The organism is Yeguia hominis (genome assembly GCF_014384705.1).
GTDB lineage: Bacteria > Bacillota > Clostridia > Oscillospirales > Acutalibacteraceae > Yeguia > Yeguia hominis.
The window spans coordinates 62,763-88,758 of record NZ_JACRSN010000012.1 but is presented as its reverse complement, the minus strand read 5'-3'; the positions used below and the strand labels follow the sequence as shown (position 1 = coordinate 88,758).

Genomic DNA, 25,996 nt, shown 5'->3' with positions numbered 1-25,996 from the left:
CGGTGCGGCAGCACTGCTCTGATGAACGGAGGCTGACGCCTCCGCCCTTGACATACCCTCGAAGCGCTGTTATTTTATAGACAAGGCGGCAGCAGCTTGCGCCGCTCCCGCCTTAAAATGATTTTGCTCTATTTTGCACCACGATTTAGCGTTTACACAGAATTTGGGATTGACCCCTCAATTTCCCGCGTTGCGAGATAAACCGCATCTTCCACTACATCGGGCCGAACGCCGCTTTTCACTGCTTCCAATTGCGCCCGGGCTTCTGTAAGCTCTTTTTGGATTGCAATGCTTTGTACAGCGGTTTCTGTTGCCTGTTTGGGTTCTGCCGGTTCTTCTGTTTGCTGCTGTTGCTTGTCCCATTTTTTGTGCTCGCGCTTGATCCGTTTTTCAATCAGCGCGTCCAACTCTTCCTGTGTCTGGGGCAAACCTGCGGCGTTTGTTTCCAGCTGCTGGTTTTGCTGCTCTTCGTCCTGTGTCACGATCTCTTCATTAGGTTCCTTCATGCGCAAATCCGCTCCTTTTATAGCCTGTCGGCTTTCATTTCCTTGCAGAGTTTTTTGCCATTCAGCATGTTTTGGGCATAAAAAAAGCAGCTTGAAAGCCGCTTCGTTAAACCATATGAAATTTAGCCGTTATAATGGCATCTTCCGTCATAGAACGCGCCGCAATCTTCCCGGGCGCATTCCATATATTCGAACTGCTCATTTGTGATCGTTGTCCCTGCGGGTGTTTGATCTCCGTTTTCGCCGCCATATTCCTGCATCCACTGCTGCACGCTGACTTGAGATTTCATGTTATACGGACAAATCATGGGTTCCTCCTGTATTCATGCATAGAAATACTGCCCTACCGATTGGCGGGCGGTTATTCTTCGCGCCTTTGATACGCACAAATTTATTTTTTATATACTTCTTCGGGGCCATCATCGTACAAAGAAACAAAAATATCTTTTAACACCGGCATTAACACACTATCATCCAAAGCAAATTGATCACATTTTCGAATTTTGTAATTTAGGATTTCGCTCGGAATGGGTTTTTGCGTCTTGCCGCACATGCCAGGTGGAGAATAATGTTTGCAAATATTGCATAGCAGCATAGCCACAGTCTCGGAATATGAGCTGTCCATTTTTTGCATCATATCCTCTTTCCAATCGAGCCTTTCCATATCCTCTTTGTGTTCATCGTCTACAGAATGATTCCCCATATCGTTATCTGATCCCCCTCTTTTTTCGCTTTTGTAATGATGTACCTTAAACCGGTTTTAAAAAGAATCTCTTCCTGCCACCTGTATTTTAAAGTTGCTATCGGTGCAATGTATTGTGCCCCAACAAATCCTTTCGGTACCCGTAATATTAACCTCACGTTTCTTCCGGGGAGGTTTAACGGGATTAAACTTGTTGACAAATACCCGTATTGAACATCTACAAGACCAATCAATTTGTTTAAAGTAGATTCGTTCAAATCAAAACGGTTTTTATTCATGAGGTTCCTAATAACATTAACGTTTCGAGGAATCGTTTGCCTATAAACCGTTATTTCTTCCGGGATTACCCCAGATGCAAGCGCTAAATCAAGTTGATCAATCGACTTGTTAATTGTTTCAGAACGTTTTATTGTGCCGTTTAACGCTTGGTTTATCCTCGTAGCATTAAATCCGGTGTAGTTTGTAAGAGCCAATTGTAAGGAAGGGTCAAGGGCTTTCACTTGTTCGGTTAGTGTCTTTATTATATCATCCTTTTGCGGCGCTGTATATACCTTTTCCCGCCAATAATCGCGCCTTAATACATCATCATGTGCCACGATAAATTCCCGCAGCTTCTTTTGCGCTGTGCGCCGATGATCCCGTGCCTGTTTCTGGTTCTCCGGATCCACTGCACCGGCTTCCATGCGTTTCCACAGACGTACATCCCGTTCCAACTTCCGCTGCTTCTGTTCCAGCGCAGCAGTTTTCCGAATTTTATCTTTGTCCATTGGCTCCGGCATGGTGCTGATTCCGGAAATCCAGGTGGACAGCGTGTGCCGGCAGTTCGGATGAAAGAGGCCGTTTTTGACCGCTACGGAAAGCAGCACATACCAGTTTCCGTCCCGACTTTTGCCCCGGTCTCCCTCACGTTCTCCGTTCCAGCTTCCCCAAACATTATCTATGTACACACGCCCCTGCCACGGCAAACACGTATTGGAGCATGCTCCATACTGCGATACCAGCACCGTGTCAATCCCCAGTTCGTCGCGGCCTTTTGCCTCGCCTTGCAAATACGAACGCGTGGCCGCAGTGCGGAGCGCCATTTGCACATAACTTGCAATGTTTACCCGCTTGCCGTCTTTGTATTCGATGCAGTCAATTCCCTTGCGTAGAAATTCCTCTGTGGCCATAGCAACGATTAAACTAAGAATATTTTATGGATGTTCTCTTGTTTGCGCATAGATATCCAGAACTCTTCTTGCATAATACCGCGCTTGTCTTTCTGCACGCGGATCATCTAGTGTATCTTTGATCCACTGGTAATAATGCGACAATTCATGTGCAACGGAATGAAGAATTGCCGCAAGTGCACGATCTTTTCCACGACTTTTTAAAAGTGTTTTGTAGTCTCCAACTGAAATTCGAATGTATGGCTCGAAACGCTTGTCATAGGGACCGAAAAAAGCTGCCGATGCCTGTTCGCCTTGATTCGATACTATAAACTCTTTGTTTTTTAAATAAATTGGAATCCGTATTGGGAAATCAAAATTTTTCCGCATCCATTGAACAAACGCAAGACAAGCTCTACGAACCTCAGGGTCTACACCTTTATCAAAGCGCAGGCGGACACCTGTCCTTCTGTCCTGATAAAGATACAGATCCCAATGATTGCACTTCCATAACTTCATAATTTATCACCAAATTGCCTTGTTCAGCACTTCTCTTCCTTGCTTTTTTAGTTCTGCTCGCCCCTTAGGGTTATTTTTTCGAATAAGAATATACGGAAATAGCCAACTACAGCAATGGTTGTCTCTTGTGTGATCCATGTATATTCTATTGGTCATTCGATAACAACAAAAGTAGTTCCTATCACGTTCCGTGCCATCCATATCTGAATTATGGAAAACTGGGTTTTAAAAAATTATCTTTTCATTGATGACACGAATCATTAGCAGTTCACTTTTTTTAATCCTGCAAAAATAATTCCTGTTCATTTTTAGTAGCACTGTTTCAACAACATTTCCGGATCCATCAAATGATATCCATACTATTGAAATGGTACTGTCAAGAATTATGCGCAAAAAGGTTTGCAGACTCCGGCTGAATGAAGTCAGCCGGCAACAGGGACGTCGTTCAAAGCCGCCTCCAGATGCTTCATATTCATGTACTTCTTGTTGCCCCAATGCGTTCCCGCCACACGCGTCCTGCGGCGGATCTCACGGTTCAGCCGCTCGATCGCATTGCTGGTGCGGATACGCGTCCAGTGCTCGCTGGGAAAATCACAGCAGGTCAGCGTCTCCTCGATGCCGTCCTCGACCTTCTTGACAGCCTCCTTCAGCTTCATTGTTTTTAACTCGGCAACAACGGCCTTTGCCTTCGCGCAGGAGGCTTTCTTGCTCTCCTGCGCGTGGATCGCCTTGAGCATTTTCGCTACCATCTTAACCTTGGATCTGGGCACAACGGAGAAAACATTGCGGTAGAAATGCACGGTGCAGCGCTGGTATTTGGCATCTGGGAATACTTCGCCCACGGCCTCCAGCATCCCCATGCACTTGTCGCCGACGATGAGCTTTACGCCGTCTAGACCCCGCCCGCGCAGCCGCTGGAAAAAGCCGACCCAGCTGGCCTTGTCCTCTTTCATCCCCTCGACAGCGCCCAGAACCTCACGAAACCCGTCCTCATTCACGGTAATTGCCGCCGGAATGGCAGCATTTTCGTATTCTCCGCCCCAGTTGCGGCGCAGGCAGATGCCGTCCACATAGACATATGGATAGCGTCCGCCCTGCAAAGGCCGGTTCCGCCAGTCTTCAATGCGGACGCAGGCTTTCTTGTTCAGTTCGCTGACGGTGGCAGGCGAGACCTTGCTGTCCCACAGGGCTTCGGTGATGTCCTCCACACGACGCACGGAAACGCCTGCCAGGCACATCTCAATGAGGGCCTCCTCCACGCTGCTTTCCCGGCGGCGATACCGCTCGATGACGGCCGTCTCGAAGGACACGCCCTTGCGCCGCGGCATATGGAGCGTGACGTCGCCGGAGATCGTGGCGAGGTTCCGGTCATAGTGGCCGCTGCGGCAGCCCTGACGGGCCTCGCTGCGCTCGCAGCGGGCCGCCTGCGTCAGAGACTCCGCCTCCTTTTCCAGCAGCTCGTTCAGGGTTTTTTCCGCGCTGCTTCGGACCAATTCCCTGATCTGCCCCTTGATTAGTTCCTCGGTCAGCTGTACAATTTTCTCGGACATCGTTTGCTGTCTCCTTTCGAATGTTTGTGTTGTGACTTCATTCTACCAGAGCCTGCAAGCTATGTCTTCTTTTTTGCTCGTTTCAATTTGCGCAACTTGTCTTACCTTATCTCAAACGGAGCGATTTTCTATTAAAATCGCTCCAAAACACATAATATTTTGATTATTCGTGGGATAAAAAAGAGACAAACAAGCTTTTTAGACTTGTTTGTCTCTTTTGGCTGGGCTGGCTGGATTTGAACCAGCGGAATGACGGAGTCAAAGTCCGTTGCCTTACCCCTTGGCTACAGCCCAAAATAAATATAGATAGAGAATAACACGAGGCAACGGCGAACCATTGCCCCGTGCATTTGGGGTGGAATGTGGGATTCGAACCCACGGTCTCCAGTGCCACAAACTGGCGCTTTAACCAACTAAGCTAAATCCACCATATTTCCTCCGGAAACTCCGGGGATATCAAAAAACGGCTTTCACATGAAGTTCAAATAAAAGCCTTTTGGCGCGCCAAAAGGGACTCGAACCCCTGGCCTACTGCTTAGAAGGCAGTTGCTCTATCCAGCTGAGCTATTGGCGCAGATCAATCCGCCTGCGCACTTCACAGGCTGGAAGTGGAGCGGGTGATGGGAATCGAACCCACATGACTAGCTTGGAAGGCTAGTGTTCTACCACTGAACTACACCCGCGCATCTCGGCGACGCAATATAGTATATCACATCGCCGGTTCTTTTGTCAAGTATTTTTAGGGATTTCCTGACTCGAATTTCGCTACAAACCGATACGGCTAACGAGCGCCGTCCACTGCTGGCTTCTTTACAGCGTCTGCAGCTGCAGTCCGGCGTCATCCGCCGTAATTGCAATTGCAGAAAGCGGCGTTCCTTCTGCATCGATCATTGCAGAGGCAATCCGATCCTCGACCTCTTTGCGAATCAAATTCCGCAAATCACGCGCACCGCTTTTTCCGCCGATCGCATGTTCGGCAAGCCAGGCGCACGCCGCATCATCATACCGGAACGCAATCCCGCGTTCGGACAGCGCCGTCCGATATTCATCCATCATCAACGCAGCGATCTTGACGAAATCTGCCTTTTCCAGCGGGCGGAATACAATAATCTCGTCGATCCGGCTCAAAAATTCCGGGCGCAGGAAATCCGCCAGCGCTTTCATGGCCTTTTCCCGACTCATATCTGCAGCGCTTTTGGCAAATCCCAGCGCCTCGCCGCGGTGTTCACTTCCCGCATTTGAGGTCATCACAATGACGGTATTTTCAAAATTCACCTGCCGGCCCTGTGCATCGGTGATCCGGCCTTCATCCAGAATTTGCAGCAGGATGTTCATCACATCCGGATGCGCCTTTTCAATCTCATCAAATAACAGCACAGAATACGGACGGCGGCGCACCTTTTCTGTCACCTGACCCGCTTCGTCATAGCCCACATATCCCGGAGGCGAACCGATAATCCGGGAAACAGAATGCTTCTCCATAAATTCTGACATATCCAGCCGGATCAGCGTCTCAGGCGCATCAAAAAGCTCCGATGCCAATACCTTTACAAGCTCCGTCTTTCCAACACCGGTGGGTCCGACAAAAATGAACGAAGCCGGACGGCGGCGCGGGCTAATCTGCACCCGGCTGCGCCGGATTGCTGCAGAAAGCGCTGCGACCGCTTCTTCTTGTCCGATTACTTTGGAATTCAGATCCCGCTCCAAATCTTTGAGTTTTTTCAGCTCGTTCTCCTGAACTCTGCTGGAAGGAATCCCCGTCCACAGCTCAATCACATGGGCAATGTCCTGCTCTTCGACTGTCGCGTGCTGCAGCGCATCTTCGAGTCCGTGTACCTGATCCTCCATCCGCGCAATTTCATAGCGCACCTTTGCCATCTCTTCATAATTGGGCTCCGTATCGCCGGAAAGCACTTCTTCCTGCGTCTTGAGCGTATCCAGTTCCTGCGTTGCATCCTCATACTCGGTGATCGCCGGATTGCGTAAAGACGCATGGGTGCAAGCTTCATCCAGCAGGTCAATTGCCTTGTCCGGCAAATAGCGATCCGTGATATAACGCTCTGCAAGTACCACTGCACGGCGAATGATTGCATCCGGCACGTGGACACGGTGATAGGTCTCGTAGTAAGACTTTACACCGGAAAGAATTTCTACTGTCTCCTGAACAGACGGTTCTGCAACCGTTACCGGCTGGAACCGGCGTTCCAGCGCGGCATCCTTTTCAATATATTTCCGATACTCCACAAACGTGGTCGCACCGATCACCTGAATCTCTCCGCGGGACAGTGCCGGCTTCAAGATGTTTGCCGCGTTCATTGAGCCTTCTGCATCTCCGGTGCCCACCAGATTGTGGACCTCGTCGATAAACAGAATGACATTTCCGCTTGCCTTCACTTCTTCGATCAAGCCCTTGATCCGGCTCTCAAACTGTCCACGGAACTGCGTCCCGGCAACAAGCGCTGTCAGATCCAGAAGCTGAATTTCCTTCTTTTTCAGGCGGGAAGGCACTTCTCCCTGCGCAATCCGCAGCGCCAGCCCTTCTGCAATTGCCGTTTTTCCAACACCCGGTTCGCCAATCAGGCAGGGGTTATTCTTTGTACGGCGGCTCAAAATCTGGATCACACGGGTGATTTCCCGGTCACGTCCGATAATCGCATCGAGCTCTCCATTCCGTGCCTTTGCGGTAAGATCGGTGCAGTACGCGCCGATAAACTTTCGCTTATTTTTCACGTGGGACTCTGTTTTTTTCTCTTTCGGTGCAGCCTGTTGTTTCTGCTCCTTTTTCTCTCCGGAATTTCCGGAAAACAAATTTTGCAAAAAGGGAAACGTCGCTGCCCCACCGGGCATGAAATCCTCTGTGGAAAGGTCGCTATCCTGACCGGCTTCCGCCAGAACATCGCTGAGTTCTTCTTCCATTGCCTCAATCTGCTCCGGCGTGATGCCCATGCGGTCCATCAGGTCATTGACCGGTTTAATTCCAAGCTCTTTGGCGCACACCAGGCAAAGGCCCTCGCTTTTGGAGGCATCCACAGACTGCGATATGAATACAACGGCAGGCCGTTTGTGACATCTTGAACACATCATCATGGTATCGTTCCATTCTCCGCTGCCGCAACGGAATCGGGTTTCTTGCCCCGCGGCAAAATTGGGACACCCTTATTCTTTAGAGGCATTCAGCGCCGGCGTATTTGCTTCCTGCAGCAGCGCGCGGAACACCTTGTAATACTCTATAAATGCATAAATCATGGACGCAGCCGTTACCACAAGCAGCGCCATGGAAATCCCCATCAGTACCGGCGTATCTTGGAAAAAGACATGCATGACCAAAACGGATACAATGGAAACATAAAACAGAATCGTCGCCATTTTTCCATACCAGCGCGCTGCACCGGGCCGTTTTTTCTTTTTAAGAAGGATACAGGCGCCGATCAGCATCAAAATTTCCTTGACCACAAAAATGGCGAATATCGGGATTAAAATTGGAACCCGGATAGAAATACAGAGTGCTATCGTCGTCTGTGTCAGCTTGTCTGCCAACGGATCGAGCAGCTTCCCGAGCGGGGTAATCTGATGATACCGCCGTGCAATAAATCCATCCAGCGCGTCGCTCAGTCCGGAAAGTCCAACCACAATCAGCGCCCAAGTGATATTTCCCGTCAGGAAAAAATAGAGAAACGGGGCAATCAGGATAATCCGCAGCAGCGTCAGCGCATTGGGAACATTCAGATTTTTTTTGTCAAATTGAATCATCGTACGATTCTCCTCAATGATTGCGGAAAAAATCTCCGCCGAATGGATTATGCTCCAACAGGAACCGTCCAATACAGGATGCATCCAGACTTTTTTGTAAAAACGCGGCCGTCTCACCGGAAAACAGAGAAAGAATCGGCCCGGTCCAGATACAAATTAAAAACACAGCCAAAAGGCCTGTCAAAGCGCCAAGAAACAGCCCAAGTCCGCTATTGATGGTGTGCAAAACCGGCAGCTGGAAAATTCCATCCAGCACGCGTGCAAGGAATCGCAGCAACAGCAAACACACAAAAAACAAAATCAGCGCAAATAAAATTTCCAGCAGCGCCGTCACCACCGGCTGCAGAACACGCGCCGCATGCTCTGCAAGCGCCTCCCCGGTCTTCTCTGCAGAAGCACCGAGGCTTTTCCCACTCATTCCTGCATGGTTCATCAAATTTTGCAAAACACGGGGCAAGCTCTCCCAAAGCGCTTCTGTTCGATCTGCTGCTTCTGAAGCGGCAATCGCTTTTGTAAACCGCTCGACTAGCGCCTTGTGGATGAGCGTATCGTAACACCATCCAGCAAGGAACCGGCCCGCAAGCATCGCAGCAATTGCTGAAAGAACGCCGCTGAACAGGGAAAACAGAGACCGGACAAATCCTTTTCTCTTCCCGATTCCAACGCAAAGAAGAAAAACCAAAATCAAAATGCCGTCAAAGAGATACTTCATAATGAGGCTTCCCTCTCAAAAATCATTCCCTATCAAATTTGGGAATCTGCTTCCCGAATTTTTCAAACTTTCACCTGCCTTACCGGTCACGATGGGAGTTTCAAACATTCGGCAAATTCTGTTTGCTGAATTCCACTGTCTTTCCGGTATTGATCCATTCCAGAAAGCCGCCTCCGCGTCAGCGCTTCTTTCGCCCACAAAAGCACAGACGGCGCAACCGATGGTAGTATCATACCATAAACAATCTGCGGAGACAACTCTTACCTGCCGCTGCAACTACGATTTAAGCAAAAATTAATGGTTCCGTGATATTCTGAAATTTAGATCCGCTTTCGCGGTCCTGCTTTTCTGAATGTTCTTCTTTGCAGGCAGATCGCACTAGCTAGAAAGACACATATCGTACTTCCGTGACACCGAGCAAATACGCCGAACGCGTATCGCGCATCGCGACTGCACGGGCATCCTTGCCTACATCACGGGAAGCCGCCGCCGCGCCATTTCCCACAAGGTAGGCATCTAAAACGCCGTCATGCAGCACACAAACGGTATCTCCGTAAAGGGCGACGTCCCGTACTTCTCCGGAGACCGGCATCGATACAACCTCAGCCGCATCGGCGCCAATGATCCGCACATGGCTCTCCGATGCACCGGAATAGGCCGACAGCGCAAGCGCCGCCGTACCATCATAAACAGACCAGGCCTGCAAGGTTTCCTGGCCGTATGCATAATCGTTTTTCTGATAATTTGCCGTGTCGACTACAGACAACATCGTGTCTCCCACGCAAACAGCAGTGCCGTGTTCCCCGTAAGAAACATCCAGATAGCACACATCCGCCTGCTCCAATACCGCAAGCGGTTCCTCAGTATTAAAATCAAACACGTAAATTGCGGAATACAGCGCACCGTTTTTGCTGAACATCCCGCAGGCAATGCCGCCGGCGCCGTCCGGCCGAAGTGCAACCGACGTAACATAACAATTGGAAAACAGATACTGATATTGCAGCGTTCCATCCGGCAGATACGCATAAAGCGCAGAGGCATAATTATCCGCCTGCGTAACCAGAACATACCGCCCGTTTGCCGCAAGATCGCCGGCAATGATCTTTTGTTCTGCCGTTGTTTTCTGCACGGTTCCGGATACGGATTCCACCTGATAATCCAGTCCGCCGAGATGGTAAAGCAGACAGCGGGATCCGCTTGCCCGCAAAACCGGCGTGCTGTAGCTGTGCTGTGTCTCAATCACAGTATGCCCCTTTGCCGTCACCATGTTCAGCGACCGATCGCTGGCCAGCACAAGCTCCTTACCGGATACAAAAAAGTTGGACGGCATCACAGAGTCGCCTTTGATGGAATATGGGAATCCGTCTCCGCCGCTCATCTCTGCAAGCAACAGTTGTACCGTTTCAGAAAATTCTCCGGAAAAAAGAAATTTACGGTTTACCCAAACCGTAAGCAGCAAGCATACAGCAAGAAGGATCCCGATGCTTCGAAAAATGATTTTGGGAATCCGGCGAACCCGGTCTTTTTGCTTTCGATTCCGAAAAGCGGCAATCTTTTCTTCCCGGGTCGGCTCCTGATCCGGCCTGTTTTCTGGATTCATTGCAGGATCCTCCTTTCTTTCCCCATATTTCAATAAAAGACTTTATTCAGATACAACCCACAAGCCGGTGCCGTCGGACCCGCCGCCTTTCGGTCTTTAGCGGCAAGAATCTGCGGGAGGTCCTCCGGCGAAATCTTCCCCTGTGCAACCCGCAGGAGTGTTCCCGTCATAATGCGGACCATATTGTAAAGGAAACCGTCCGCGCTTACCGTAAAGGAGACCATCTCCCCGCTGCGTACGACTTCCGCCCGGGTGACCGTGCGCTCCATATTTCTGCGTTCCCGTTTATCCACTGTGCAAAAAGACGTAAAATCGTGCTTTCCCAGATAGCACGTGGCCGCTTTCTGTAAAAGAGCGGCATCCATCGGATACCGGTAATGCAGCGCGCGTCCTTCTAAAAACGGAGAGCGGATCTCGCTGTTCCAGATTTCGTAGACGTATTCTTTACCCTTACAGGAATACCGGGCGTGAAAATCTTCCGGCATCTCCCGGCAGGAAAACACCGCCATATCCGGCGGCAAAAACCGATTGAGCGCAAAAACCAACCTGTGGCAGGGGATCCGGTGCGCAGTCCGAAAACTGATCCCGTATTCCCGCGCATGAACGCCGGTATCCGTCCGGCTGCAGCCTTTGATATCCGGCCGTTCGCCCAAAACGTTCTGCAGCGCTTCCTGGAACACCTCCTGGACCGCGCGCGCATTTTGCTGCACCTGCCATCCATGGTAGGCCGCACCGTCATATCCGATCATCAGAAGCAGGTTTCGCACTGCCTTACCTCCCAACCTTCGGAATATACAGGTTCAGCACAATTGTGCCGGCACAAATCAGGATAATCCCCGCACAGATCCAGATATCCGAAGCTTTCAGATGAAGCTGCTTCATCTTTGTTCGTCCCTCACCGCCATGGTAGCACCGGCATTCCATCGCCATGGCAAGGTCATAGGCCCTGCGGAACGCCGAGACAAACAGCGGAATCAAAATCGGGATCAAGGCCCGGATGCGCTGCATCAGTCCGCCGCTTTCCATATCGGCACCGCGCGCTTTCTGCGCACTCATGATTTTGTCCGTTTCCTCCAGCAGCGTCGGAACAAAGCGCAACGCAATCGTCATCATCATCGCGATTTCATGCACCGGAACCCGGATCAGCTTGAGCGGCTTCATCACACGCTCCAGTGCGTCGGTCAGTTCTGTCGGAGAAGTGGTAAACGTCAGAATGGAACTGACCAAAATCAGGCTGATAATGCGAACTGCAATAAAAATGCTGTTGTAGATCCCATTCATGGTGATTTTCAAAATGCCCCACTCGAAGATCGGATCCCCGGATCCGTAAAACAAATTGAGCACCGATGTAAACAGGACGATCACAATGATCGCCTTGATACTTTTAAAATACAGACGAATCGGCACGCCCGAAAGCAGCATCGAAATCAGGATCGTCGCAACCATCACGCCGAGTCCGACAAAGTTGCTTGCGACAAATAAAAAGACAATTAAAAGCAGCGTCAAAAGCAGCTTCGCGCGCGGATCCAGACGATGCACGACGGATTTTCCGGGAAAGAACTGTCCCAGTGTAATATCGGTAATCATGCCCGTCCCTCCTTTTCCTGAAGCAGCGGAAGAAGCTGCCGCAATGCCTGCTCCACGGTCAGAACCCCTTTTTCCACCGGGTATCCATCCTCGTGCAGCATGGTCATAATCTTGGTAACCTGCGGGACCCGCAGCCCGATCTTTTCAAGATCCGCAGGCCGCGCGAACACTTTGGCCGTTTCGTCAAACATGGCCACTTTTCCGTGATCCATCACGAGGAGCCGGTCTGCTGCGCGGGCAATATCCTCCATACTGTGCGACACCAATAAAATGGTGTTGCCGCGCTGGCGGTGATACGCTTCGATCTGTGCCAACAGGACATCCCGTCCATGCGGGTCCAGCCCCGCAGTCGGCTCGTCCAGAATCAGGACATCCGGATCCATCGCAATCACGCCCGCAATAGCCACCCGGCGCTTTTCGCCGCCGGAAAGCTCAAACGGAGATTTCTCCCACAGCTCCGGTTTGAGTCCCACAAACTCCGCCGCCTCACAGGCACGCTTTTGGGCATCCGTTTCGTTCATCCCCATATTTTTCGGGCCGAATGCAATATCCTTTAAAACGCTCTCTTCAAAAAGCTGATGTTCCGGATACTGAAACACCATGCCGACCTGAAACCGGACATCCCGGATCTTTTTCGGCTGTTCCCAAATATCCCGGCCTTTGAGCAGCACCTGCCCCGACGTCGGGCGCAGCAGACCGTTAAACTGCTGAATCAGGGTAGATTTTCCGCTTCCGGTGTGTCCGATCACGCCGATAAATTCCCCTTCTTCAATGGAAAGGCTGACATGATCGACTGCGGTCTTGCAGAAAGGCGTCCCCTGTCCGTATACATAGCTCAAATCCTTTAGTTCCAATACTGCCGCCAATAGGGTCACCTCTTTCTGTCAAACAGCGCTTCAATTGCCTGGACGCATTCCACTTCGTTTAAAATGCCCTCCGGGACCGGCAAACCCGCCGCCCGCAGACGATAGGCAAGCTCTGTGGCCTGCGGCACATCCAGTTCATGCTGCTTGAGCAGTTCCGCATGAGAGAACACCTCTCTGGGCACGCCTTCCACAAGGACCTTGCCGCTATCCATCACAATAACCCGGCCGGCATCGACCGCTTCATCCATATAATGCGTAATCAGCACGATTGTGATGCCTTTCTCACGGTTCAGACGGTGGATTGTTTCCAAAACTTCCTCTCGTCCGCGCGGATCGAGCATCGCGGTCGGTTCATCGAGCACGATACAATCCGGCTGCATGGCGATGATGCCTGCAATGGCAATCCGCTGCTTCTGTCCGCCGGAAAGCTTATACGGCGCATGCGTCCGGAATTCATACATGCCAACCGTTTTGAGTGCGTCATCCACACGCTGCCGGATTTCTTCCGGCGGTACGCCGAGATTTTCCGGCCCGAATGCGACGTCTTCTTCCACGATGCTCGCAACCAGCTGGTTGTCCGGATTCTGCAAAACCAGGCCTACCCTGCGCCGGATTTCATATTTGAGCGCCTCCTCCATGGTATCGAGTCCGTCTACGTATACCTTTCCGCCGGAAGGCAGCAGCATCGCGTTGAACTGCTTGGCCATCGTCGATTTGCCGCTTCCGTTATGTCCCAAAAGCGCAACAAATTCTCCCTTTTCAATGTGAATCGTCACACCGTGAAGGACTTCTGCCAACGTCTCCCGGTTTTCCTGTGATTCATATGCAAATGTGACGTTGTCCGCCTGTAAATACGCCATATTTCAAAACTCCGTCCGTTTTTATAAGGTTGCGTCTGCTTCCCAGATTGCCGTACTGCCGCACGGCAGCACCTGTTTGGTCGATGAGACCGGAATGCCGATCTCATCGGCATGAACCGATCCGCCCAGCCGGCTCCGCATAAGGACATGCAGAATATATTCCATCACCGAAGGGGAAAGCCCGGCGGTATAAGAATTGAGCATAAAAAACAGCGGACGTTCCGACAAAATCGGAAGACACATTTCCACCAGAGAATAAATGTGTTCTTCTAACCGCCAAACCTCTCCGGACGGGCCGCGTCCGTAAGAAGGCGGATCCATGATAATCGCTTCATACGTATTTCCGCGCCGCTGTTCGCGCGCCACAAATTTTGCGCAGTCATCCACAAGCCAGCGCGCCGGTTTCTGCGCAAGCCCGCTGAGCGCCGCATTTTCCCGCGCCCAGGTCACCATCCCCCGGGAGGCGTCCACATGGCACACACTGGCGCCGGCCTGCAGGCAGGCAAGCGTTGCCGCGCCGGTATAGCCAAATAAATTCAGCACCTTCACCGGGCCTTTTGCCGCCGCAATTTTCTTTGCGGAATACTCCCAGTTCACCGCCTGTTCCGGAAAAATCCCGGTATGTTTAAAGCCCATGGTTTTCACCCGGAATGAAAGCGTGTGATAATGAAGATCCCAGGCAGGAGGAAGCTGCTTATAGACCTTCCACGACCCACCGCCGGAAGATGACCGCACATACCGTGCATGCGCATGTTTCCAAAGGGGGTTGTCACGCGGCGTGTTCCAGATCACCTGCGGATCCGGGCGGATCAGGATAATATCTCCCCACCGTTCCAGCCGTTCTCCACCGGACGCATCCAGAAGCTCATATTCTTTCCATCCAACTGCTGCCCTCACATCTGACTCCTCTGTTTTCGGCAGGAGATCGCCCTGCACGTATTTTTGCCCGTTTTTACTGAAGTGGCGCTGCACATTCCGTCGGAATTCCGCACTGGAATGCCGTTTGCACATAATTCGTAATATTATAGCATAGATCCCGCCAAAAAGCAAAGATTCCGTAATGGGTACAGGCTTAAAATTCTGTGCATGTTCCTGCAAATTTATTGGCTGGTAAAAACTGCGCGCAACGCGTAGCGCAGCAATCTATTTCATTGGCGGTTTGCGGGCTTCTTTGCGCCCGAATGCCGCACGATCGGCAATCCGCCGAAACTGGATCGTGGCAAATTTCCCTGTATCCTGTATAAAGAGCAAACGACGGGTTTCTCCAAACCTGCCGCGCACGATAAACATAAAGAAAATGGATATTCATAACCAACTTGCGTTATGAATATCCATCCTGGTCGGGGTGACCGGGCTCGAACCGACGACATCCAGTTCCCAAAACTGGCGCGCTACCAACTGCGCTACACCCCGATATAATATGAAGTTTCTTTTATCTATTCCGGCCGACCGCCGTACTCCGTTTTGGTAACCCTCTTGCGGTGCCCGACGAAAAGCGCCTTGCAGCGTCGCTTTTCTGTCGACCGCGGCGCTTCGTTTTGCTCGCTTTCTCTGCCACCGGCAGCGCTCACAACCTCACCCAAAACTGGCGCGCTGCCAACTGCGCTACACCCCGATAAATACATGCTGCTATGGGTAAAAAGGTTTGCAGTAAAAACAAGAAGGTACCTGCAGCCAACAAAATGGTGCCCGCACGTCCTTTTCTTTTTTCACAGGAAACAACTTTCTTTGTCTGCTGTTCGCCAGAAGCGCGCAAAAGCGTCCCGCATTCTAAAACAGCTTTCTTATCATACTGGTTTTTCTTCGAAAAGTCAAGACAATGCGCCGATTTCTTTTGAAGTTGAAGTCTCCGGCGCGTCGCCGGAAAACAATTCCGGATGCAGACGGCTGTAATAGTAAATATATTGCTGTGCAATTCCGGCGTATTCGCCAAAACTGTCCGGAGATTCTCCCGGAAACAGGCCGGTCATGGCGCGCGTCATCCAGACATCGACCGGAAATGCCTCCAAGCGGTGGAAGCCATACAGTAAAACGCATTCCGCAACCTTCGGACCAACACCGCGCAGCATCGTCAACATTTTGCGTGCTTCCTCTGTCGGCATCATCTCAATGGCATGCAGATCAAATTTGCCTTCTGCAATTTTTTTAGCAGCATCCAGCAAATATTTGGAACGGAATCCGCATTTAATCGGAGACAGATCTTCTTCGCTCAATTCTGCGATCACTTCCGCCGAAGGGAAAGAATATTCTCCACCTGGCAATTTTTCTCCGAAGCAGGAACAGAGCGTTTCGATAATTTTTTTGATCCGCGGAATGTTATTGTTCTGAGAGAGGATAAAGGAACAAAGCGTCTCCCAGGGTTCCTGACGCAAAATCCGCAGTCCGCTTGCCGAAACCGCCGCAAGACGCAGCGCTGCATTCCGCTCACAAAGCTTTTTATGAATTCGTTCGTAATCTGTGTTCAGATCGAAATAGTCGGACCAAAAGGTTTGAAATTCTTCCTCTGTGGTTCCCTCGAAAATAATCTGCTGCTCGGTCTGGCGCACCCTCAGCGCTTTTCCGGAGGAAACGCCGTGCCAAGCGCCGTCTTCTGCGCATTCCCAACGGAAACACTGCCCGCATTCCAGCGTCTGTGCCAAATTAAAAATCGAGGCGTCTGCAGAAAGAAGGATCTTTCCGTTTTCATAAACAGCATTCATCGGTTCTTTTCATCTGCCTTTCCTTCATTTTTGGGCTGACGGGAAGTGAGATATTGAATCGACCGTTCGATGGAATCTTTCGAATTTCCCCAATCGGAATCTTTATTGCGGTAGTCGAACATCCGGCAAAAATGGGTGACGTCTTTTTCCAGCTCCCGCAGATAATTTCCGGCTAAACGGCGCGTTTCCTGCACAAATGGCTGGTAAGTCTTTTTATTCATCTTTTCTGCAGCCGAAAGCAAAATCCGGTAATGCGGCAAGCAGACATACGGCTGCTGCGCGTAAAGCGTCCGGAAGTCCTCCTCTTTCTGCCAGAGATGCGTGACCGTTTCCAGAAGATGTCGGATATTGGTTTCGATATTTTCGCACATAAAGCAGGAATGCTCTGCGCGGTCAAGGTCTGCAAGAACTTTTTTTGCGGGCAGGCGATCCCCCTTCGGGAAAACCAGCTTTTCTTCAACTTCTTTCAGATGGCTTTCCAGAATCAGCGCGACCGAAAGACGGCTTCCGCGGGAAAGCACCAGATCAAAATGATCTTTGCAAAACCCCAGACGATTGGTCTCTATGCGGACATCCGGTTCCATCATGGCGGCGCCGGTAATATAGGTGGCAATCCGGTCCTCCAGCATGTCGCGCATCCGGCAAATCGGGCAGCCGTCCCGCGGTTCGAACACATCATGAATCGGAATGGAGCAAATATCTTCACGCATGCAGGAAGCCTCCTTCTGGAAATCAGCCTGTCCAAAACTGAATCCGTGTAGATTATACCCTAAATTTCGGTCGTTGTAAATCCTTCGGCGTCGAATAAAATTCACAGGCCGCATTCCTTCTGTAATTTTGCGGCAGCGCTCCGCTCTAAGATATTACGGATAGTTTTTTAAAAAAAGCAGAAGATTCATTCACAAGTTGACATAACGGAGAATACATCGCATATACATGTCCGTAAAAAATGGCCTGTCTATCAAAAGTTATCCACTGTTTCAACAGAGTTTTCAACTGTACTTTTCTGAAGTTATGCGTCGAATTATGTAAATAACTGTAAATACAAAAAGTATAACCAGCTTGCCCGGCGGTATAATCTTGGAAAAAGAGTCCAAAATAGGATTGTATGAAAAAACGGAGGAATCGGGAAAACACATGATAAAAGGAATCAGCAGACAGATTATTGAAGTGCAGGAAACCGGATCCATCTATTATGAACGCGCCTATTTTGTGGTAAAACCGGAATACGACAGCGCGCAGCGCCAGGCCCTTGAAAAAGAAGCGCTGAAGGTCCTGCGGCAGATTGACGCACCGAGCGGAATCAAAAAGCACGGAAGATTGGCCCTTAAAAAGCTCTTATGGATGATCTTAGCGGCAGCTGTTGGCGCGCTTTTTACCTTTGGCATCATGAATTTTGTCTAAATTCTGAATTTTCCCATAATTTTGGAGTTTATATTTTCAAGGCACAATTTCTGTGATATAATGATACTCTTAAAAGTGGGTCGTTGTGGTCTGTGCAAAACCCGGATCTTTCGGGATTCCACGCTCTGTTTTCGCAAGCTGCACTTTTCGCCAAAGAGCGTGCACGCACGGCCTTTTTCCGAATGCTTCTGGACTGAACAGGTATCCATGAATCATGAATATATAGAGAATCCGGCCTGTTCTTTTCCGCCGGGTTCAGAAAGCGGGGCAATTTGTGACAGATATCCAGGAAAAGCCGGTTGGAGACCGGGAAGAAAATCTGATCATCGGACGGAATGCTATTTTGGAGGCGCTGCGTTCCGATCGTACGATTGACAGCCTCTATGTTGCCCGGGGGAACCGGGCCGGTGCAATCTCCGCATTGCTTGCAAAAGCGAAAGCAAAAGGGATTGTGATCAAGGAAGCCGACCCGAAAAAGCTCGACTTTCTCTGCGGCCATGCAAACCACCAGGGCGTTGTCGCCGTTGCCTCGGTAAAGGCTTATGCGACGCTGGACGACCTGTTCCGTCTTGCAGAAGAACGCGGAGAGCCGCCGTTCTTCATTATCGCGGACGGCCTGCATGATCCGCACAATCTCGGTGCAGTCATCCGTACGGCGGAATGCGCCGGTGCGCACGGTGTGATCGTTCCCAAACGGCATTCCACGGGTCTTACATACGCTGTCGGAAAAGCCTCTGCCGGAGCAGTGGAGTATTTGCCGGTAGCGCGTGTATCGAATCTTGCTGCAGCAATGGACGAGCTGAAAAAGCGCGGCGTATGGATCTATGCAGCGGATATGGACGGAGAGCGCTGGTGCGATGTGGATTACAGCGGCGCGGTTGCGCTGGTAGTTGGTTCCGAAGGCGACGGCGTCGGCCGCCTTGTAAAAGAAAAATCTGATTTTATCGTTTCCCTTCCGATTCGCGGAAACGTCAATTCATTAAATGCCTCTGTCGCGTGCGGCATCCTGTGCTATGAAGTAGTGCGCAGCCGTATGGCAGCCCAGGCTAAATGAAAGGAGTGCACGACTTGAGCGATCCTAAAAAGAAAAGACATTCATTTTCCGTAGAGGACGTTTTAGCAGAGGCGCAATCCAAACGAAACGCCAAAAAACAAACCGCTGTCCAGGCACCGGTTAACCCGCCGCAGCCGCAAAAGCCTGCCGCACCGGAAACACCGATGCCGGCAGCTCCACAGCCCATGCCGGAAATTCAGACTCCTCCCGCAAGGGAAATGCCGATGCCGCAGCCGCCGGCCGCACAACCGGGACAAGTCCGTTTTGCTGCACAGGCGCCGGCGGAAAAGCCGGAACCTGAAAAGAAAAAAGGCCGCAGGCGTGAAAAAAAGGCGCGGGACACATTTGAAGAGACCGAAGATATTTACTACGGTCTGCATCTGAAATCGGCAGAAGAACTTCGGAATACGAAAGAAGCTGCCGCACCCAATTCGCAAAAGTCTGCGTTTTCTTATCTTTTTGAGGAAACTGCCGCCCCGCCGGCACAGCAGGCTATAACCCCGCCGGTACAGCAATCCGCAGCACCGGCGCAGCCTGTGGCGCCAGCATCTCGGCCTGCAGCACCGGCCCGCCCGGCGGTCGCTCCGGCGCCTGCCGTACCCGCACAGCCTCCGGCTGACCCCGCGAAAGCGGAACGCATTGCGGCCGCAATTGCTGCAGAAAAGCATACGGGCAGACATCCTGCCAAAAAGGCGGCTCCCAAAATCGTAAAAAGCACGGTAGAGGATCTCCCTCCCGCACCGAAAGCACCGATGCCGGAGAAGCCGCCGCTTCCGCCCAAGCATGAGGAACCGATTGTCCGGTACCTAGAAGAAGATCCGGAAAAGCAACGCCGTTCGGTCACAAGCCCGCGGATTCCGAAAAACATCTCTGCAAAAGCACAGGCCAAGCCGGTGCATGGCGGAAACACCGTTGAGCTTGTTTTGAAAACCATTGAAAACGAAGTGGATGAAAAAATCCCGGCCATTTACCACCAGCCTCAGACGAGTGCGCTACATAAGGCGGAGGCGCAGAAATCAGACGAGGCAAAAGAGACCAAACCGCAAACGGCCGAAAAGAGCAAAGGCCCTTCTTCTGAAAACGAAAAGCCCGACGGAAAAAAAGCAAAAACTTCCGACACGGAAACAGGTTCCCCGAAAGGAAAGACGCAGCATCCGCGCAAACCGCAACATCATCCGGAGCCGCCGGAGGCGCAGGAAGTCCTGACGGATCCAAACGGAAAGATTCTTTATGCATCGCGAAACAAGCCGGTACACTTTATGGATACCAACTGGCTGCACGAGGCACTGCTCTCAGAAGCAAAAGAATATCTCGCTGCGCCGACGCCAAGCCATGCAGAGGTCGTACGGCGCGCAGAAGGCCCGTCGATGCCCGTTTATTCAGACGAACCCTTGCCGGATGAGCCGGATGAGGCGTTTATGGACGACGAAGAGCCCGCGTATGAACCGGAGATTCACGAGTACGAAACCCCGCAGGATGCCGATATGGTTTCCCGGCAGATTGAGATGCAGATGCATGAAAACAAGCTCCGGACGCTGGTTACCGGAGGCTGTACGCTGATTTTGCTGCTTGCCGGATTTTTGAGCGAATACACGCACATCGGCTCTTTGAAGCTGCACCTCTCTTCCGGTCCGATTCCGTATCTGATTTCCAACCTGGTGTTCCTGCTTCTCGCAACCGCATTCAATCTCAAGAGCATTCTGCACGGGTTCCGCGGCCTGTTCCGTCTGCGAGCCAATCCCGATAGCGGAATCGCCGTCGCCACAACGGCTGCAGTCATACAGAGCATCGCCGCCTTCTTTTTCCAGGAAAGCGTGATGTCCGGTACGCTTCACCTGTATTCCTCTCTCGCAGCGGTTGCGCTTTTGCTCAACGGACTTGGGAAATCGGTTATGCTCCGGCGGATTGACCGGAACTTTCAGTTTGTTTCTTCTCCGGAACAAAAATACGCCGTAGAAACGCTCTCCGGAAATGCGGAGGCAGCAAAAATCGCGGCCGATTATGCTGGAAGCGATCCGGTTGTTGCCTATCAGCACCACACGGAGTTCCCAGAGGAATTTATCCGGTTGTCCCATCTTCCGGATCCGGGAAATTCTGTCTCACAGATGATTACGCCGGTCGGATTTTTAGCTTCTCTGATTTTGTTTGCGGCAAGCCTTCTGATGTTTGGAAGCTTCCCGGAAGCCATCACTGCCTTTACGGTTTCGGCTTGCATTTGCGTTCCGGCTGCAAACCTGCTTTGCGTGAACCTGCCGCTGAACCGGCTGAGCAGCATTGCCTCCAAATGGGGCGGCATGATCAGCGGATATGCAGCGATTGAGGAATTTTCCAAAGCAACCGCCGTTATGGTGGATGCAGACGACTTATTCCCCAAAGGCACGGTGGAGCTGAACAACATCAAAACCTTTGGCACACCGCATGTAGATGAAGCCATTTTAGAGGCCGCTGCGCTTGTAAACGCGGTCGGCGGCCCGCTCGGCGATGTTTTTGAACAGGTCTTAAAGGCCAAAAAAAATCTGATTCCCAAAATTGAAAAGATCGCCTATGAAGACGGGCTCGGCGTCAGCGGGTGGTCGCGCGGGAAACGCGTTCTGCTCGGAAGCCGGGAGTTGCTTGCAAACCATGGTGTTCCGCTGCCGCCGCGTGATGTCGAAACGCGTTATCTGCAGGCCGGCAAACAGGTCACCTATCTGGCAACTGGCGGAGTTGCTGCCGCGATGTTCGTACTGACGTATCATGCGGACACACGCCGGGCCGCGGAGCTGCTCCGGATGGAACACAACGGAATTGCCGTGATGATCCGCACCTGTGATCACAATATCACGCCGGGTTTGATTGCGGCTTGTTTCGAAGTAGATGGCCGGATGATTCGCATTCTGCCGTCTTCCCTTTCCGGCATCTGCGAAAAGGCCATGGATACCAGCACACCGCGCAGTCCGGCGGTCATGCTTACCAAAGGACGCCCGATGACCATGATGCGGCTGCTTGCTGCAAGCGTCCGGCAAAAGAGCAATATCACCATCTCCGTTCTTTTGCAGATTATTGCAGTCGTTCTGGGCTTTGTCCTGGTCGCATTCATGACCTGCTACTCCGGACTTTACCAGATGCGCACGCTCTCTCTGCTGCTGTATGAGGTTTTCTGGGCCGCTGTCATTGCAATCATTCCCTTAATTCGCAAACCATAGGATCGTTTGTACGATTTGCTGTAAAAAGTCGGGGTTCCCAAATGGAGCCCCGACTTTATTTGTATATATTGTCCAAAACCAGAGCATTCGATATAGAAAAATTCATGATTTGAAAATTGGTGATTGTAATAGATATGTGAATAAGTTATAATTAAAAACGGGACTGTTTTTGAAATCTGGCAAAAACCTATTACTGATGGGAATTTCGCCGTCTTACAATCAAAACAGTTTCCGGAAATTTGTTTTTGGTACTGGGATTTGTCATGACCTGGTATGCATTCGAAGGGAGCTTAAATAAGCACATGAAACAGTATGACGCAAAAAGTATTCTAAATATCGCGATTGCAGGACACAGTGGCGCGGGAAAGACTTCGCTTGCGGAAGCGATGCTGTTCCTGTCCGGTGCAACAGACCGTCTGGGGAAAGTTTCGGACGGCAATACCGTGTGCGACTATGATTCTGAAGAGATCAAGAGAAAAGCCACCGTTATGACGGCGGTTGCTCCGGTCGAATGGCAGGGAAAGAAACTGAATTTTATCGATGCTCCGGGTCTTTTTGACTTTGAGGGCGGCGTGTGCGAAGCGGTTCGCGCGGCAGACACCGTTCTTGTGACGATTCACGGAAAATCCGGCGTTGCAGTCGGCAGTGAAAAAGCGGTAAAAGCAGCGGATGCCCGTGGACTTGCAAAAGTATTTTTCATCAATGGACTTTGCGATGAAAACGCCGATTTTTATGCCATTTTCGATGCCCTGAAAGAAAAATTCGGGACCTCTGTTTGCCCGGTCGTCATTCCGTATGTGATAAACGGAAAAGCCGATACCTATATTAACATTGTAGAATCCAAGGCTTATACTTACAAGAACGGCAAAATGTCGGAAACCGCAATGCCGGATTTTGACCGGATGGATGATTTCCGTGCCGCACTGTATGAGGCTGTCGCAGAAACCAGCGATGAGCTTATGGAGAAATATTTCGCCGAAGAGCCGTTCACGCCGGAAGAGATCATTGAAGGCGTCAGCAAAGGCGCGCGCTTCGGCCTGATCGCACCGGTATTCTGCGGCGACCCGGTTCTGCTGCAGGGCATTGATCTGCTTCTCAACGGTCTGTGCGATCTCGCGCCGACCGCGCACCGCGGCACAGAGACCGGCGAAGATCCGGACGGCAATCCGGTGGAAATCGCGGTAAATGAAGCCGATCCGGCTGCTGCGATCGTCTTTAAGACCATCGCAGATCCGTTTGTCGGAAAACTTTCGTACATCAAAGTACTTTCCGGAAAAATCTCCACGGAGACTGCGCTTGTAAACATGCGTACCGGCAATCCGGAACGTATCGGCAAGACGCTCTTCGTCTGCGGCAAAAAGCAGGAGGAAACCAAAGCCATCTGCGCCGGAGATATCGGCGCAATTCCGAAGCTCTCCGGCACAAACACCGGTGATACACTCTGCGCACCGACCCGGAAGGTCATTTTAGAGGGCATCAAGTACCCGACGCCGACCATCACCATGGCTGTTCTCCCGAAGAAAAAAGGAGAAGAAGACAAGGTTGCACAGGGCATCCTTCGTCTGGTCGAAGAAGATCCGACGATCCATTTTGCCAATAACGCGGAAACGCATCAGATGACCATCTCCGGACTTGGCGAGCAGCATCTCGATGTCATTTCCTCCAAACTCAAGAGCAAGTTTGGCGTAGAAGTAACCATCCAGAAACCCAAGGTGGCTTACCGCGAAACCATCCGGAAAAAGGTTCAGGTACAGGGCCGTCACAAGAAACAATCCGGCGGTCACGGACAGTTCGGCGATGTGTGGATCGAGTTCGAACCCTGCGACAGCGAGTCTCTCGAATTTGGCGAGCGTGTCGTTGGCGGCGCCGTTCCGAAGAACTTCTTCCCGGCTGTTGAAAAGGGTCTGCGCGATTGCATCCAAAAGGGTACACTCGCGGGATATCCGATGGTTGGTCTGCGTGCAACCCTGTACGACGGCTCCTATCATCCGGTAGACTCTTCCGAAATGTCCTTTAAGATGGCTGCATCGATCGCCTACAAAAACGGAATTCCGCAGGCAAACCCGGTTCTGCTTGAACCGATCGGCACGCTCAAGGCCACTGTGCCGGACGCCAACATGGGCGACGTCATGGGCGAAGTCAATAAACGCCGTGGCCGTGTTCTCGGCATGAACCCTGCGGAAGAGCGCGGTTATCAGACCGTCGAAGCAGAAGTCCCGATGGCGGAAATGCATGATTTCTGCACCTTCATCCGGCAGTGCACGCAAGGCCGCGGAAACTTTACATTTGACTTTGTCCGCTATGAAGAAGCGCCGGCGCCTGTTGCAAAAAAAGTGATTGAGGCTGCTGCAAGCGAGGCCGGAGACGCCTGATCCTGCAACGCCTGCGCATTTCTGATTTTTCACACAAGCAAAATCCCAGTTTCGTTGATCCGGACGGAACTGGGATTTTTTGACTTCTGCAAATTACCGGCACATCAAAAAGACATCTGCAGAAAGAGGATTTTCAAAAAACTCTACTTGACAAGCGTTCCCTCGTCTGACTGCAGCAAAATTAAAATATTTTCCTCCAGGCCGGTCTCAGTATTGATATAGACTAGGACCTGTTCTCCGGCAAAGCCCTTACACAAAAATTCGTAACAGCACACTTCTCCCCCTGCGGGCGTCGGAACGACTGCCGTTTTGCGTGTCTGCACTTCCAGATGCGGACTGACTTTGCGTTCCGCTTCATCGATTGAAAGCGACGCCGGAAAAGCGTCCCGGCTATGGTGATTCATGACATAACCGGTTGCCTCGTACTTGAGGATTTCTCCATTGTCCAGCGCAACTGAAATTTTGATCAGATCCGGATAATAGAGCACTTCCCCATCAGAATACACGAAGTGAAACGTGCAAATCTGATTGCCGGTGATATAGTAATTTTCCTGCATGCCTTTTATTCCCTGCGCAGAAAGAAACGCGTTGGCTTTTTCCAGCGCCTCTTTCTCCGTCAGAACCGCTTTCTCCACCTTGCGTGATCGCAACAGCGACAGCGGGACGCCTCCTGCTTTTGTGATCGAGATCTGCACCCCGTCGGACGCAAACCGATACAGCGGCAGCCCGCCCGTACTATCGGATTCTTGCGTCAATGCTTCTGTCGGAAGGCCTGCAAGCGACGCTGCTGCGCGCCGTGCATTTTCCGCAGAGACTTCCGCTTTCCCGGTCAGAAAAAGCGGAGTTTCCTGACCGACGTGGTCGGAAAACGGCCCGTCATAGAGCAGTGTCGGAAAATCCGCGAGCTGTTCGGCAGTGCTCTCAAAAGCATCTCCCAAGGCAGATGGTTTTTCTTCTGTCAGGTTGTCAAGCAATTTTTCGGCGTCTCCGATCTTTTGCCCGTCTCCAAAATATTGAACCGCCTTGACGGTTTCGGTTTTTAGCTCCGAAGCATATTGACCCAGGGAAGCCAGCGTTTCGTATTCCGACTCGCTGATCGCAGTTCCGGCCGAGATTTTTCGGGAAAGGGTCATGGCGTAATCCCCCACCTGCGCGACAAACCGGCTGACTCGATCGAGCATTCCGTCTTTTACCGGCAGGACCGCAAGCGCAGACTTTGCTGCGGAAGTTTCCTGCAGAAGCTGCGCGGCAAGACTGTTTTGCTGCGGTGCTGTATTGGCATACCGCGCTTTTGTCAGCGCAGTTTCCATTGCAGAAATACTGGTTTCCAAATCGCCGAGCGCACGGCGATAACTGTATTCCAACGCCATACGATAGCGTCCGGCCAGCAAATAACCGCAGACTGTCGTGCCGCCGAGAACCAGAATGGTGGCGACAAGGATGCTGGAAATTTGAATCTTTTTGCGTTTTGACATGATATT

The 25,996-nt window shown here is 51.3% G+C and carries 22 protein-coding genes and 5 tRNA genes; 4 read left to right on the top strand and 23 right to left on the bottom strand.

What is annotated here, in order from left to right:
- Nucleotides 1-152: 152 nt before the first annotated feature.
- The 22 genes from IAG03_RS09070 to IAG03_RS08965 all read right to left on the bottom strand — a co-directional run bounded on the left by IAG03_RS09070 (nt 153) and on the right by IAG03_RS08965 (nt 17,210).
- A complete protein-coding gene (locus IAG03_RS09070) occupies nt 153-506 on the bottom strand; it encodes a hypothetical protein (protein WP_249319800.1) in 354 nt (117 codons plus the stop codon).
- Between the two features lie 122 nt (nt 507-628).
- Nucleotides 629-814, bottom strand: a complete 186-nt coding sequence (locus IAG03_RS09065; RefSeq protein WP_249319799.1) for a hypothetical protein — start codon at nt 812-814, stop codon at nt 629-631.
- Between the two features lie 83 nt (nt 815-897).
- The gene (locus IAG03_RS09060; RefSeq protein WP_249319798.1) at nt 898-1,209 is read right to left on the bottom strand and encodes a hypothetical protein; all 312 of its coding nucleotides are present in this window, start codon (nt 1,207-1,209) and stop codon (nt 898-900) included.
- On the bottom strand, nt 1,191-2,378 hold the full coding sequence (locus IAG03_RS09055; RefSeq protein WP_249319797.1) for a phage minor capsid protein: 1,188 nt from the start codon (nt 2,376-2,378) through the stop codon (nt 1,191-1,193). The genes IAG03_RS09060 and IAG03_RS09055 overlap by 19 nt, the downstream gene beginning before the upstream one ends.
- A 24-nt stretch (nt 2,379-2,402) precedes the next feature.
- Nucleotides 2,403-2,876 (bottom strand): hypothetical protein, encoded by a 474-nt coding sequence (locus IAG03_RS09050; protein ID WP_249319796.1) that lies wholly within the window; start codon nt 2,874-2,876, stop codon nt 2,403-2,405.
- Nucleotides 2,877-3,298: 422 nt separating this feature from the next.
- Nucleotides 3,299-4,426, bottom strand: a complete 1,128-nt coding sequence (locus IAG03_RS09045; RefSeq protein WP_249319795.1) for an IS256 family transposase — start codon at nt 4,424-4,426, stop codon at nt 3,299-3,301.
- A 218-nt stretch (nt 4,427-4,644) separates the two neighbouring features.
- Nucleotides 4,645-4,720: transfer RNA gene (locus IAG03_RS09040), tRNA-Gln, on the bottom strand.
- Nucleotides 4,721-4,777: 57 nt separating this feature from the next.
- Nucleotides 4,778-4,854 (bottom strand) — tRNA-His (locus IAG03_RS09035).
- 69 nt (nt 4,855-4,923) lie between these two features.
- Nucleotides 4,924-5,000 (bottom strand) — tRNA-Arg (locus IAG03_RS09030).
- Nucleotides 5,001-5,035: 35 nt separating this feature from the next.
- Nucleotides 5,036-5,109: transfer RNA gene (locus tag IAG03_RS09025), tRNA-Gly, on the bottom strand.
- A gap of 127 nt (nt 5,110-5,236) precedes the next feature.
- Complete coding sequence (locus tag IAG03_RS09020) at nt 5,237-7,510, bottom strand: ATP-dependent Clp protease ATP-binding subunit (RefSeq protein WP_249319794.1); 2,274 nt, start codon at nt 7,508-7,510, stop codon at nt 5,237-5,239.
- A 72-nt stretch (nt 7,511-7,582) separates the two neighbouring features.
- Nucleotides 7,583-8,176: a CDP-alcohol phosphatidyltransferase family protein gene (locus tag IAG03_RS09015; RefSeq protein ID WP_249319793.1), complete on the bottom strand. Its 594-nt coding sequence runs from the start codon at nt 8,174-8,176 to the stop codon at nt 7,583-7,585.
- Nucleotides 8,177-8,189: 13 nt separating this feature from the next.
- Entirely contained in the window at nt 8,190-8,888 is a 699-nt protein-coding gene (locus IAG03_RS09010; RefSeq protein ID WP_249319792.1) for a CvpA family protein, read from the bottom strand.
- Between the two features lie 382 nt (nt 8,889-9,270).
- A complete protein-coding gene (locus tag IAG03_RS09005) occupies nt 9,271-10,488 on the bottom strand; it encodes a DUF5711 family protein (RefSeq protein ID WP_249319791.1) in 1,218 nt (405 codons plus the stop codon).
- A gap of 29 nt (nt 10,489-10,517) precedes the next feature.
- The gene (truA, locus tag IAG03_RS09000; RefSeq protein ID WP_249319790.1) at nt 10,518-11,255 is read right to left on the bottom strand and encodes a tRNA pseudouridine(38-40) synthase TruA; all 738 of its coding nucleotides are present in this window, start codon (nt 11,253-11,255) and stop codon (nt 10,518-10,520) included.
- A gap of 4 nt (nt 11,256-11,259) precedes the next feature.
- Nucleotides 11,260-12,075 (bottom strand): energy-coupling factor transporter transmembrane component T family protein, encoded by an 816-nt coding sequence (locus IAG03_RS08995; RefSeq protein WP_249319789.1) that lies wholly within the window; start codon nt 12,073-12,075, stop codon nt 11,260-11,262.
- Entirely contained in the window at nt 12,072-12,941 is an 870-nt protein-coding gene (locus IAG03_RS08990; protein WP_249319788.1) for an energy-coupling factor transporter ATPase, read from the bottom strand. Before IAG03_RS08990 ends, IAG03_RS08995 begins: the two co-directional genes overlap by 4 nt.
- Nucleotides 12,942-12,946: 5 nt before the next feature.
- Nucleotides 12,947-13,801 carry an energy-coupling factor transporter ATPase gene (locus IAG03_RS08985; protein ID WP_249319787.1) on the bottom strand — a complete coding sequence of 285 codons (855 nt, stop codon included), beginning with the start codon at nt 13,799-13,801 and terminating at the stop codon, nt 12,947-12,949.
- 21 nt (nt 13,802-13,822) lie between these two features.
- Nucleotides 13,823-14,698, bottom strand: coding sequence for a class I SAM-dependent methyltransferase (locus IAG03_RS08980; protein ID WP_249319786.1), 876 nt, complete (start codon nt 14,696-14,698; stop codon nt 13,823-13,825).
- A 440-nt stretch (nt 14,699-15,138) separates the two neighbouring features.
- Nucleotides 15,139-15,214, bottom strand: a tRNA-Pro gene (locus IAG03_RS08975).
- A gap of 398 nt (nt 15,215-15,612) precedes the next feature.
- On the bottom strand, nt 15,613-16,500 hold the full coding sequence (locus tag IAG03_RS08970) for a DNA-3-methyladenine glycosylase family protein (RefSeq protein ID WP_249319785.1): 888 nt from the start codon (nt 16,498-16,500) through the stop codon (nt 15,613-15,615).
- Nucleotides 16,497-17,210: a DUF6062 family protein gene (locus IAG03_RS08965; protein WP_249319784.1), complete on the bottom strand. Its 714-nt coding sequence runs from the start codon at nt 17,208-17,210 to the stop codon at nt 16,497-16,499. The genes IAG03_RS08970 and IAG03_RS08965 overlap by 4 nt, the downstream gene beginning before the upstream one ends.
- A 427-nt stretch (nt 17,211-17,637) precedes the next feature.
- Between IAG03_RS08965 and IAG03_RS08960 the strand changes: the two genes are divergently transcribed.
- The 4 genes from IAG03_RS08960 to IAG03_RS08945 all read left to right on the top strand — a co-directional run bounded on the left by IAG03_RS08960 (nt 17,638) and on the right by IAG03_RS08945 (nt 24,515).
- Nucleotides 17,638-17,904: a hypothetical protein gene (locus IAG03_RS08960; protein WP_249319783.1), complete on the top strand. Its 267-nt coding sequence runs from the start codon at nt 17,638-17,640 to the stop codon at nt 17,902-17,904.
- 274 nt (nt 17,905-18,178) lie between these two features.
- Nucleotides 18,179-18,958 carry a 23S rRNA (guanosine(2251)-2'-O)-methyltransferase RlmB gene (gene rlmB, locus IAG03_RS08955; RefSeq protein ID WP_249319782.1) on the top strand — a complete coding sequence of 260 codons (780 nt, stop codon included), beginning with the start codon at nt 18,179-18,181 and terminating at the stop codon, nt 18,956-18,958.
- A gap of 14 nt (nt 18,959-18,972) precedes the next feature.
- The gene (locus tag IAG03_RS08950) at nt 18,973-22,143 is read left to right on the top strand and encodes a hypothetical protein (RefSeq protein WP_249319781.1); all 3,171 of its coding nucleotides are present in this window, start codon (nt 18,973-18,975) and stop codon (nt 22,141-22,143) included.
- A gap of 302 nt (nt 22,144-22,445) precedes the next feature.
- Entirely contained in the window at nt 22,446-24,515 is a 2,070-nt protein-coding gene (locus IAG03_RS08945; protein WP_249319780.1) for an elongation factor G, read from the top strand.
- 143 nt (nt 24,516-24,658) lie between these two features.
- Here the strand turns inward: IAG03_RS08945 and IAG03_RS08940 are convergent, their stop codons facing one another.
- Nucleotides 24,659-25,990 carry a PepSY1/2 domain-containing protein gene (locus IAG03_RS08940; RefSeq protein ID WP_249319779.1) on the bottom strand — a complete coding sequence of 444 codons (1,332 nt, stop codon included), beginning with the start codon at nt 25,988-25,990 and terminating at the stop codon, nt 24,659-24,661.
- Nucleotides 25,991-25,996: the final 6 nt, after the last annotated feature.

What these genes read in the sequence shown, in the direction of transcription:
- IAG03_RS08970 (WP_249319785.1), bottom strand. Translation starts at nt 16,500, where the DNA reads ATGAATGCTGTTTATGAAAACGGAAAGATCCTTCTTTCTGCAGACGCC.
- IAG03_RS09050 (WP_249319796.1), bottom strand. Translation starts at nt 2,876, where the DNA reads ATGAAGTTATGGAAGTGCAATCATTGGGATCTGTATCTTTATCAGGAC.
- IAG03_RS09060 (WP_249319798.1), bottom strand. Translation starts at nt 1,209, where the DNA reads ATGGGGAATCATTCTGTAGACGATGAACACAAAGAGGATATGGAAAGG.
- IAG03_RS09015 (WP_249319793.1), bottom strand. Translation starts at nt 8,176, where the DNA reads ATGATTCAATTTGACAAAAAAAATCTGAATGTTCCCAATGCGCTGACG.
- IAG03_RS09070 (WP_249319800.1), bottom strand. Translation starts at nt 506, where the DNA reads ATGAAGGAACCTAATGAAGAGATCGTGACACAGGACGAAGAGCAGCAA.
- IAG03_RS08940 (WP_249319779.1), bottom strand. Translation starts at nt 25,990, where the DNA reads ATGTCAAAACGCAAAAAGATTCAAATTTCCAGCATCCTTGTCGCCACC.
- IAG03_RS08995 (WP_249319789.1), bottom strand. Translation starts at nt 12,075, where the DNA reads ATGATTACCGATATTACACTGGGACAGTTCTTTCCCGGAAAATCCGTC.
- IAG03_RS08985 (WP_249319787.1), bottom strand. Translation starts at nt 13,801, where the DNA reads ATGGCGTATTTACAGGCGGACAACGTCACATTTGCATATGAATCACAG.
- IAG03_RS08945 (WP_249319780.1), top strand. Translation starts at nt 22,446, where the DNA reads ATGAAACAGTATGACGCAAAAAGTATTCTAAATATCGCGATTGCAGGA.
- IAG03_RS09010 (WP_249319792.1), bottom strand. Translation starts at nt 8,888, where the DNA reads ATGAAGTATCTCTTTGACGGCATTTTGATTTTGGTTTTTCTTCTTTGC.
- IAG03_RS09020 (WP_249319794.1), bottom strand. Translation starts at nt 7,510, where the DNA reads ATGATGTGTTCAAGATGTCACAAACGGCCTGCCGTTGTATTCATATCG.
- IAG03_RS08960 (WP_249319783.1), top strand. Translation starts at nt 17,638, where the DNA reads ATGATAAAAGGAATCAGCAGACAGATTATTGAAGTGCAGGAAACCGGA.
- IAG03_RS09055 (WP_249319797.1), bottom strand. Translation starts at nt 2,378, where the DNA reads ATGGCCACAGAGGAATTTCTACGCAAGGGAATTGACTGCATCGAATAC.
- IAG03_RS09045 (WP_249319795.1), bottom strand. Translation starts at nt 4,426, where the DNA reads ATGTCCGAGAAAATTGTACAGCTGACCGAGGAACTAATCAAGGGGCAG.
- IAG03_RS09005 (WP_249319791.1), bottom strand. Translation starts at nt 10,488, where the DNA reads ATGAATCCAGAAAACAGGCCGGATCAGGAGCCGACCCGGGAAGAAAAG.
- IAG03_RS09065 (WP_249319799.1), bottom strand. Translation starts at nt 814, where the DNA reads ATGATTTGTCCGTATAACATGAAATCTCAAGTCAGCGTGCAGCAGTGG.
- IAG03_RS08965 (WP_249319784.1), bottom strand. Translation starts at nt 17,210, where the DNA reads ATGCGTGAAGATATTTGCTCCATTCCGATTCATGATGTGTTCGAACCG.